9 protein-coding genes are annotated in these 9,802 nt (G+C 65.5%); all 9 read right to left on the bottom strand.

Annotated features, from left to right (window positions below; genetic code table 11):
- On the bottom strand, nt 1-270 hold a 270-nt coding region (locus OSB52_RS24230), incomplete at its 3' end, for an MlaD family protein (protein WP_266063878.1).
- Nucleotides 271-337: 67 nt separating this feature from the next.
- Complete coding sequence (locus OSB52_RS24235; RefSeq protein WP_372474994.1) at nt 338-1,693, bottom strand: MCE family protein; 1,356 nt, start codon at nt 1,691-1,693, stop codon at nt 338-340.
- 50 nt (nt 1,694-1,743) lie between these two features.
- Entirely contained in the window at nt 1,744-3,075 is a 1,332-nt protein-coding gene (locus tag OSB52_RS24240; protein ID WP_235723469.1) for an MCE family protein, read from the bottom strand.
- Nucleotides 3,075-4,235: an MCE family protein gene (locus OSB52_RS24245; RefSeq protein WP_235723468.1), complete on the bottom strand. Its 1,161-nt coding sequence runs from the start codon at nt 4,233-4,235 to the stop codon at nt 3,075-3,077. Before OSB52_RS24245 ends, OSB52_RS24240 begins: the two co-directional genes overlap by 1 nt.
- A 3-nt stretch (nt 4,236-4,238) precedes the next feature.
- Nucleotides 4,239-5,318: an MCE family protein gene (locus tag OSB52_RS24250; protein WP_235723467.1), complete on the bottom strand. Its 1,080-nt coding sequence runs from the start codon at nt 5,316-5,318 to the stop codon at nt 4,239-4,241.
- Nucleotides 5,315-6,646, bottom strand: coding sequence for an MCE family protein (locus OSB52_RS24255; protein WP_235723466.1), 1,332 nt, complete (start codon nt 6,644-6,646; stop codon nt 5,315-5,317). The genes OSB52_RS24250 and OSB52_RS24255 overlap by 4 nt, the downstream gene beginning before the upstream one ends.
- 3 nt (nt 6,647-6,649) lie before the next feature.
- The gene (locus tag OSB52_RS24260) at nt 6,650-7,531 is read right to left on the bottom strand and encodes an MlaE family ABC transporter permease (RefSeq protein ID WP_235723465.1); all 882 of its coding nucleotides are present in this window, start codon (nt 7,529-7,531) and stop codon (nt 6,650-6,652) included.
- Nucleotides 7,532-7,534: 3 nt separating this feature from the next.
- Nucleotides 7,535-8,341 carry an MlaE family ABC transporter permease gene (locus tag OSB52_RS24265; protein ID WP_235723464.1) on the bottom strand — a complete coding sequence of 269 codons (807 nt, stop codon included), beginning with the start codon at nt 8,339-8,341 and terminating at the stop codon, nt 7,535-7,537.
- Nucleotides 8,342-8,343: 2 nt separating this feature from the next.
- The gene (locus tag OSB52_RS24270) at nt 8,344-9,549 is read right to left on the bottom strand and encodes an ABC transporter ATP-binding protein (RefSeq protein ID WP_235723463.1); all 1,206 of its coding nucleotides are present in this window, start codon (nt 9,547-9,549) and stop codon (nt 8,344-8,346) included.
- Nucleotides 9,550-9,802: the final 253 nt, after the last annotated feature.

Raw genomic sequence — 9,802 nt, forward strand, 5'->3', positions numbered from 1 at the left:
CTCCGGACCACCCGAATCCAACTCCAACGCCACATCCACGCCGTCATCGGTCAACGACAACTGCCCGACCCGACCCACCGGCACACCCCGATACGTCACCTCCGCATTCGTGAAAATGCCACCCGAAGACGGCATCGACGCGGTGACGGTGTACTGCCCGAAACCGGCGAGCCGGTCGAGGCGTGCATACTTGGCGCCGACGTAGACCAGTGCGACCAGCCCCACCACGACGAACACGATGAGCTGGATTCGTGCCATCTTCGACAACATCAGCGCACCCCCATCTGTGCCACGACGCGGACCGCGACGTGAGTAAGGATTCGGGACACTTCTGTCATCACCGCCCCGCTCCGATCATGTCCAGCGGCCCGTCGATGAACCGCTGACCCGGCTGCGCGGGCGGCAGCAGTGTGAAGTCCGCGTTGTCGTCGGATCCGGACCCGGCCTCGGTGCTCGACTCGTCGTCCGACGACGGCGCCCGCGTGGACCCCGACGCCGGGTTCATCGGGTATGTCCCGCCCGACGGCGGGGTGTTGGGCCCCGGCCGCCAGTTCGGTCCCGGCGGCAACAAGGTGATGGTCGGCCAGCCGTAGCGCGGGCCGTTGTCACCGACATACGGGTTGCGGGGATTGACCGGCACATCCACTCGTGCCGGCGGCGAGTACTCCGGTGTCCCCTGTCCCACGCCGAGCGCCTCGAGCTGGTTGAGCAGCCGCAAGTCCAGCGTCATGAACAGGTTGGTCGAGTCGCCGTGCACACCGGGCAACAACCAGTCCGGGAACGGATGCGTCAGCATCAGCGGGGCGGCGGTGATCAGATCGGGCGCCGCCTTCGACAACTCGGTCAGCACCGGACGCAGCGCCTTGAGGTCGGTGATCAGCGAGTCGCGGGATTTGGTGAGCACGTCGGTGCCCACCTCGCCCAAGTCGTCGAGCTTGGTGAGCAGGTCGACGAGCTGCGGCCGCTGCTCCTCGAGCACCGCCACCCCCTCTGGGATCTCGTCCAGGATGCGCTCGATCTGCACCTTCTGGTTCGCGGCCCGCGTGGACAGGCGTGCCAGACCGTCGATGGCGTTGACGATGTCGTCGCGCTGCCGGTTGAGTCCGGTGATCAACCCCTGCGTCTGCTCCAACAGACTCCGGAACACCGGGCAGGTGCGGCCCTTCGGCCCGACTTCGCACGGCTGGTCGACCGACCCTTCCAGGGCCTTGTTCAACTCCGTGACGATCGGCTGCAGCTGGTTGATGCCACCACCGTTGAGCAGCATCGACAACGCTCCGAGCACCTGCTCGATGTCGGTGGCGGTGCGGGTACGACCCAGCGGGATCGGATCGGCCGGATTCTGCCGGGGCAGCTCGGTGGCGTCCTCGGGTTCGGACAGCTCGATGAACTTCTCACCGAGCAACGAGGTCTGCTGCACGGCTGCAGTGGCCTTGTCGGACAGGTCGATCTCGTTCTGCACCTCGACCTTGACCTGCGCATACCACTGGTTGTCGGGCACCTCGACCGCTTCGACACGACCGACCGGGATGCCGTTCATCTTCACCATCGACTGCGGCACCAGGTCGAGGATGTCGTCGAACTGGATCTGATAGGTCCGCGGATTGTCGCCGGTGTCCACGCCGCCGGGCAGCGGGATCGACTGGATGCCGTTGCTGCCGCAGCCGGCCAGGACCATCACCAGCGACGCCATCGCGGCACCGATGACCGCGCGCAGCGGGGTGCGGGACAGGATGTGTCGCATCAGTTCTCACCCGCCTCGGGACGTGCGGTCGACGGTCGGCTGACCGCCGGGCCGGTCGGCGGCGCCGACTCCGCACCGGATTCCAGGTTCGGATCCGGGTTGCCCGGGCCGGTGCCGGGCGCCGGGTACCGCTGCAGCTTGTTGTTGCTCATGATGCCGAACGGCAGGACCGGCAGCAGTGGCTCGAGGACACCACTGGTGATCTGCTTGCCGATGTCCTCGCACTGGCTGATCAGCGGGGCGAGGGTGGTGCTGAACTGTTCGGCGGCGGGGTCTCCGTCGAGCAGCTTGCCGAGGTCGAGCAGACGGCACTGCGCGCCGATCAGGTCCTGCAGATCCGGGATGGTCAGCCGCATGGCCAATGTGCCGGACTCGGCGTCGTAGGCGTTGATCAGGTTGTTGATGGTGACGGGCAGGACGGTCAGGACCTCCTTGAGATGGTCCTTGGTGTCCAGCAACGCCTGGGTGGTGGGCTGCAGGTCCTTGACCGTCTCGCCGAGCAGTTCCCGGTTGTCCTGGACAAACGTCGCGACATCACCGAGGGCCACCGACAGCTTGTTCAGCGCCGCCGAGAGCTGGTTGCGTTCGCCGGCCAGGAATTGGTTGAACGACGCCATCTGGGTGTTGAACTGGCGCACCTGCGCGTCGTTCTCCCGTAGCGCCCCGACGAAGACGTCGAGGTTCTTGACGGTGTCGACGATGTTGCCGCGCGAGTTGCTCAGCGTGGTCGTGGCCTTGGACAGTTCCTCGATGGCCGAGCCGAGCTTCTCGCCGTTGCCCTCGAGGTTGTCGGCGCCGGTGGCGACGAGGTCACTGACCGCGCCGTCCTTGTTGGCGCCTTCGGGACCGAGTGCCTCCGACAGCTTCTGCACGCTGTCATAGATCTGATCCACTTCGACCGGGACCATCGTCTGATCGAGCGACAGCGTGATGTCCTTGGGTGCCTTCTCCCCACCGCTGTAGGCGGGAGTCAGCTGCACATATCGGTCGGCCACCACCGACGGGATGATCTGCACGGCACGCACATCGGCGGGCAGGTCGATGCCGCGGTCGACGGTCATCGTCACCTTGACGGTGTCGCCCTGCGGGGTCACGTCGTCGACCTTGCCGACGGCGACGCCGAGGACCCGGACATCGGAACCCGAGTAGATGCCGACGCTGCGGGCGAAGGTCGCGGTGATCTTGGTGGTGCCGATCATGGAGAACGCCCACCAGAGCACACCGGCGACGATCAGCGCCACGATCAGCCCGAGGACACCCACGACGATGTGGCGTGGAGTGAACCAGCGGCCCGGGCCGGCGGTGCCGGTGAGGTCGGGTGCGGTGCTCATCAGCCGGCCTCCGTTCCGCCGTTGTTCTGCAGTACCTGTTTGTTGGGCGGTCGGGTGGTGTTCTGCTGCGGCAACGCCGGCGGCAGCAGGTTGGTGACCACCGACTCGAACCAGCGACCGTTGCCCAGCACGTTCGCGTAAAGGCGGTAGAACGGCGCCATGTAGGTGATGGTGTCGCGCAGATTCTGGTTCTGCGCGATCAGCAGCTGATTGACCTGTTGCAACGACTCCAGAGCCGGCCCGATCTGCTCCTGGTTGTCGGCCACGATCCCCGACAACGAATCCGACAGCACCGTCGTCGTGGACAGCAGCTTGGAGATCGCCTGCTGCCGGTTGTTGAGTTCGTCGAGCAGCTGCCCGGCGCCGGCGATCAGGCGGACGAACTCCTCGTTGCGGTCGGCGAGGATCTGCGACGTCGACTTGGTCGCTTCGAGCAGCCGCTGCACCTCCTGGTCACGGCTGGCGATGGTCTGCGACAACCGCGTCAGACCGTCCAGCGACGGTCCGATGTCGCCTGCGGTTCCGGAGAACGCGTCGCTCAGCGATTCCATCGACTCGGCGAGCTGGTCGGTGTCGAGCTCCTCGATCTGGTCCGCGGCATCCGAGAACGCCTCGACGACGTCGTAGGGCGACACCGTATCGGTCAGCGCGACATCGGGATCGGCGGGTTCGGTGCCCTGCGGATTCAATGCCAGGTACTTCTGGCCCAGGATCGTCTTGATCTGAATCGACGCCTGCGTCTGGTTGCCGATCCAGGTGTTGGTGACCCGGAACTTCACGTCTACGTGGTCACCTGCGAGCGCGACGCCGTCGACCTCGCCGACCTTGACGCCGGCCACCCGCACCTCGGCGCCCGGCTTGAGCCCGGCAGCCTCGGAGAACTGGGCTGTGTAGCGTGCCGCCGCACCGATCAGCGGCAGCGAGTTCAGGAAGAACGCCGACACCGCGGTCATCAACAGGATGAGGATGCCGATGGCTCCGATGCTGACCGGGGTGCGGCGACCGCCGAATCGACGATGCGGGTGCGCGTTCTGTTGCGGCTCGGCCTGCTCGGATTGGTTACCGGCGCGGGCGGCAGCGCGAACGTCCTCGGTCGAGAACCGTTCGGTCTGCGCGTCGTCGCCATCCGGCTGCGGCCGGTTCTGCTGATCGTCAGCCACAGGTCAGCCCCCCGGCCTTTCGTCCTTCCAGCAGCGGGTGGCCGCGCTGGTGTAGAGCACGTGGTTGATGTCGGGCAGCGGGATCAGTGGCTGCGTCAGCAGCGTCGACTTCCCGTTGCCGGCCACCACGTCGATGCCGCACAGATAGAACTGGAACCACGAGCCGAAGGTGGCGGCGCGGCCGATCTTCTGCAGTTTCACCGGAAGATTCGTCAACGTCTGCGCGACGTCCTCGTCGCGGGCGTTGATCTGGTCGGCCAGCGATTTCAATCCCGCGATGTCACCCTGGATCGCCGGACGGGTGGGCTGCAGGATCGACGCGGTCACCGCGGTCAGGTTCGACACGGAGGTGATCGCCGAGCCCACCGAACCGCGTTGCGCCGCCAGACCGGTCACCAGCTGCTCGGTGTTGTCGAGCAGTGCGGTGAACTGGTCGTCGTTGCGGTTCACGGTGTCGAGCACGGTGGTGAGATTGGTGATCAGTTCGCCGATCACCTTGTCCTTGTCGGCCACCGCATTGGTCAGCTCCGACGTGCTGCTGATCAGTTGAGAGATGGTGCCGCTCTCGCCTTGGAACACCTTGATGATCTGCTCGGACAGCGTGTTGACGTCCTCGGCCGATAGTTCGCGGAACAGCGGTTTGAACCCGTTGAACAGCTCGGTCAGATTCACCGCCGGATGGGTGTTGTCCGCGCCGTCGACACCGAAGGTGTAGCCGGTGTCGACCGTCTTGTTCGGGTCGCCGGCGCCCTTCTCCAACGCCAGGTACCGCAGGCCGGTGAGGTTGCGGTAACGGATGTAGAGCTGGGTGCCCTCGGGTAGTTGGTCGCGGTCCACGTTGAACTCGACCATCGCCTTGTTGCGCTCGTACACGTCGACCGAGGTGACCTGGCCGACGCGGACACCGGCGATGCGCACATCGTCGCCGGGGTTGAGCATCGCGGCGTCGGAGAACACCGCCTTGTAGTCGCTGTCGCCGTCGCCGCCGGCGTTGGCGATGGTCAGCGCCAGCAGGCTGGTGGCGATGACCGTGACCACGCCGAAGGTGATCAGCTTGATCAGCGGTCCGGTGATGGATTTCATCGGATGGTGACCTGCGCTCCCTGAAGCGACGTTCCGCCGATCGTGGTGACCCAGGTGGGTACCTTCTCGGGATCGGTGCCGTTGGCGCCGCCGTAGATGACCTTCAACTGCTTCACGTAATCCGGGTCGTCGAACGGGTTGGCGATGTTGCCCGCCGGTGTCGCCGAGAACTGTGGCTGTGGCAGCGTCTGTACGTTGCGCGGACCGGCGTTACGGGACGGCGGCTGATACGAACCGTCGGCCAAACCACCGCCGGGATACTGCGGGAACGGACGGCCGTCGGTCGCCGGTTCGTAGCAGACGGCGGGCGGATCGGTGTCGAGCAGCCGCGGCTCGTCCTGGTTGGGCAGGTACCGGCCGCGCGGGTTGACGAACTGCAGGTTCACCCGCACACCCGGGTTGTCGGTGCCCTGACCGACGATCTTGCGGGACTCCGGGATCAGGCCGGCGAAGTTGCGGAAGGTGCACACGAAGGTCGGTGACTGCTTGGCCAGACCCACCAGGAACGGTTCCGAGTCGACGGCGAGGTCGATCAGGTCGGTGCGGTTCTGTCGCAGGAACGCCGTGGTGTCGGTCGCGGCGACACCGACGGTGGCGATCAGCGTGCGTAGATCGCCTTGGCGTTCGACGATGGTTCTGTTGGTGGTGCGGAAGTTGTCGAGGGCGTCGATGACGTCGGGCAGCGCCTCGGAGTAGGTCTGCGAGAAGCTCGACAGACCACGCAGGGTGCCCTGTAGCTCCGGCATGTTGTCGTTGAAGCGCCGGAAGATGGTGTCGAGTTCGTCGAAGGTGACACCGAGCTGCTCACCGCGACCGGCCAACGCCTGCGACAACGAGGTCAGCGTGACGTTGAGATCCTGCGGCGGGATCGCATCGAGCACCGGCAGCAGGTCGTCGAACAGCTCCTGCAGTTCCTTCGCGTTGCCGCTCTCATCGGTGTAGATGGTGGAGCCGGAGGACAGGGTGGCCGCCGACGCGTCGTCGGTGGGCACCTGCAGATCCACATAGCGTTCGCCGAACAGCGTTTTCGGCAGGATGCGCGCGGTGGTGTTCTCCGGCAGCTGCGCCGCCATGTCCGGGTCGAGGCCGAGGGTCACCGAGACCGCGTCGTCGTCGGTGGGTTCCACGTCGCGGACCTCGCCGACGATGACGCCGCGCGCCTTGACGTCGGCGTTCGCGGGCAACGCGTTGCCGGTCGAATCGGTCTTGAGGGTGACGTTGGTGAAGGTGGTGAACCCATCGTTGAACTTGGTGATGGTGACCACGAAGAACAACGCGACCACGATGAAGAACACCAGCCCGAGCAGCCGGCGACGCAGCGTCGACATCGATCAGCCTCCCACTCGCACCGTCGTGGTGGTGCCCCAGATCGCCAGGCCCAGGAAGAAGTCGAGGATCGCGATGAGCACCAACGCGGCCCGCACCGCGTGACCGACGGCCACACCGACGCCGGCCGGGCCACCGGTCGCGTAATAGCCGTAGTAGCAGTGCACCAGGATGATCACGAACGCGAACACCAGGACCTTGCCGAACGACCAGAGCACGTCGGCCGGCGGCAGGAACAGATTGAAGTAGTGGTCGTAGGAACCACCGGATTGACCGTTGAACACGGTGGTGATGACACGGGAGGCCAGGTACGCCGACAACAAGCCCAGCACGTAGAGCGGGATGACCGCGATGAACCCGGCGATGACGCGCGTGGAGACCAGGAACGGGATCGACGGGACGGCCATCGACTCGAGCGCGTCGATCTCCTCGGAGATACGCATGGCACCGAGCTGGGCGGTGAAACCGCAGCCCACCGTCGCCGACAAGGCGAGTCCCGCCACCAGCGGCGCCACCTCACGGGTGTTGACATACGCCGACAAGAATCCGGTCAGCGCCTGCGAACCCAACTGATCCAGCGCCGCGTATCCCTGCAGACCGACGACCACGCCGGTGAAGCCCGACATCAGCACCATCACGCCGACGGTGCCGCCGATCACGGCGAGACCACCGGAACCGAAGGCCACCTCGGCGAGCAACCGCAGTACCTCGCGCGTGTAGTGCACCAGCGTCTTCGGAATCCAGGCGAGGGTGCGTCCGTAGAACGACATCTGCTCGCCGGCGCCGTCGAGCACCTTGAGGGGCTTGCCGAGCTGTTTTCGGGCCTCGTACATGTAGTACTCGGGCCGCGACTTCGCGATTGTCACGCCGCCACCATCACCGGCCATCGCCTAGCCTCCCTTCGGCGGAACGATCTGCAGGTAGACCGCAGTGATGATCAGGTTGGCGAGGAACAGCAGCAGGAACGTGATGACCACACTCTGGTTCACCGCGTCACCGACTCCCTTCGGTCCCCCCTTGGGGTTGAGGCCCTTGTAGGCGGCCACGACGCCGGCGAGCACACCGAAGATCGCGGCCTTGAGGGTGGAGATGTAGAGGTCGGGCAACTGCGCGAGCGCTCCGAAAGACGCCAGGTAGGCGCCGGGCGTACCACCTTGCACGACGACGTTGAAGAAGTAGCCACCACCGATGCCGACCACGGCGACCAGTCCGTTAAGCAGCATCGCCACCAACACCATCGCGAGCACCCGCGGCACCACGAGACGCTGGATCGGGTTGATGCCCAGCACTTCCATCGCGTCGATCTCCTCGCGGATGGTGCGCGACCCGAGGTCGGCGGCCACCGCCGAACCGGCGGCACCAGCGATCAGCAGCGAGGTCACCAGCGGTGATCCCTGCTGGATCACCACCAGCACGCTGGCCGCACCGGTGTACGACTCGGCACCGAGCTGCTTGATCAACGAGCCGGTCTGCAGCGAGACGATCGCGCCGAACGGAATGGCGATCAGCGCGGTCGGCAAGATCGTGACACTCGCGATGAACCAGGCCTGCTGGATGAACTCCCGCCACTGGAACGGGCGCACGAAGGACTGACGCGCGACATCGACGAAGAGCTGCACGATGTTGCCGGTCTGGGCGAGCGCGCCCGTTCCGGCCTGAGCTATCCGATCAACGCCACGCGTGGTGGCACTGGCCATTCTTATTGACTCCGACCGTCGTTGGGCTGCTGGTGGCGGCCGGTCTCGATGGGCTGGGTCACCGTGGAGTCCGCGGCCGGCGGAGTCGCCCAGCTCTGGGTCGGTGCGTCACTGCCCGGGTAGTCGTCACCACCTGCAGAGGTCCACTCCCCCGACCCCTGTCCCGCACCGACGGCAACGGTCTGCTGCTCGTCGGCGTGCGTGGCCATCTCCTCGCGCATGCGGTCTTCTTCTTCCATGCTGCGGCGGATGGCCTCCTGCGCGTTCGGTGGCAGGGTGTGCAGCAGCTCGTGTACCCGCTCGCGGTGGCGTGCGATCGCCTTGCGCTCGGGCATCCCGGGATTGGGCTGCACCTGCGGGATGATCTCGGAGAAGTCGTCCTTGGTGCCGCCACCACCGATGCCAGCGGCCTGCATCGCCTCTTCCTGCTTCTGCACGGCCTCGTCCTTCTCCTCGGACATGCCGATCGGGCCGAAGCGGTCGCCGGAGAGGAACTGCTTGACCACCGGCTGCTCGGAAGTCAGCAACTGCTCGCGCGGACCGAACATCACCAGCTCTTTGCGGAAGAGCATGCCGATGTTGTCCGGGATGGTGCGGGCGATGTTGATGTTGTGCGTCACGATCAGGATCGTCGCGTCGATCTGCGCGTTGATGTCGATCAGCAGCTGGGAGATGTAGGCGGTACGCACGGGATCCAGGCCCGAGTCGGGCTCGTCGCACAAGATGATCTGCGGATCGAGCACCAGAGCGCGGGCCAGACCGGCGCGCTTGCGCATACCACCGGAGATCTCGCCGGGCAGTTTGTCCTCGGCACCGGCCAGACCAACCAGGTCGATCTTCTCCATCACGATGTCGCGGACTTCGTCTTCCTTCTTCTTGGTGTGCTCACGCAAGGGGAAGGCGATGTTGTCGTAGAGGCTCATCGAACCGAACAGCGCGCCGTCCTGGAAGAGGACGCCGAACAGTTTGCGGATCTCGTAGAGTTCCTTGGCCGAGCACTGGGTGATGTCGGTACCGTCGATGACCACCGACCCCTGCTCGGGGTGGAGTAGACCGATCAGCGTCTTCAGGAACACCGACTTGCCGGTACCCGACGGGCCCAGCAATGCCGACACCTCCCCCTTGGGCAGCGTCAGCGTGACATCACGCCAGATGTTCTGCGATCCGAACGATTTGGTGAGCCCCTCGACACTGACCTCTACACCCACGGCATCCTCCCAGACATTCGCTGCCCCCTCGCTGCGATCGGTGTGACCACACACGTACCGGCGACATTTGTGGTTGGGGTCACTGTAGCGGACGCTGTTGCAGCTCACACCCACATGCGACACCAACTGGGACGTCCGACCGAAATCCCCCGAAGACGATCGAAGCCCCTTACCCGCCGGTAACTTGGCTCGATCGATGAGCGTAGTCGATACCACCCCGATCGCGAAAGTGCGCCCCCAGTCACACCCGGAC

Origin of the sequence: Gordonia aquimaris, from assembly GCF_026262595.1 — a bacterium.
Taxonomy (GTDB): Bacteria; Actinomycetota; Actinomycetes; order Mycobacteriales; family Mycobacteriaceae; genus Gordonia; species Gordonia tangerina.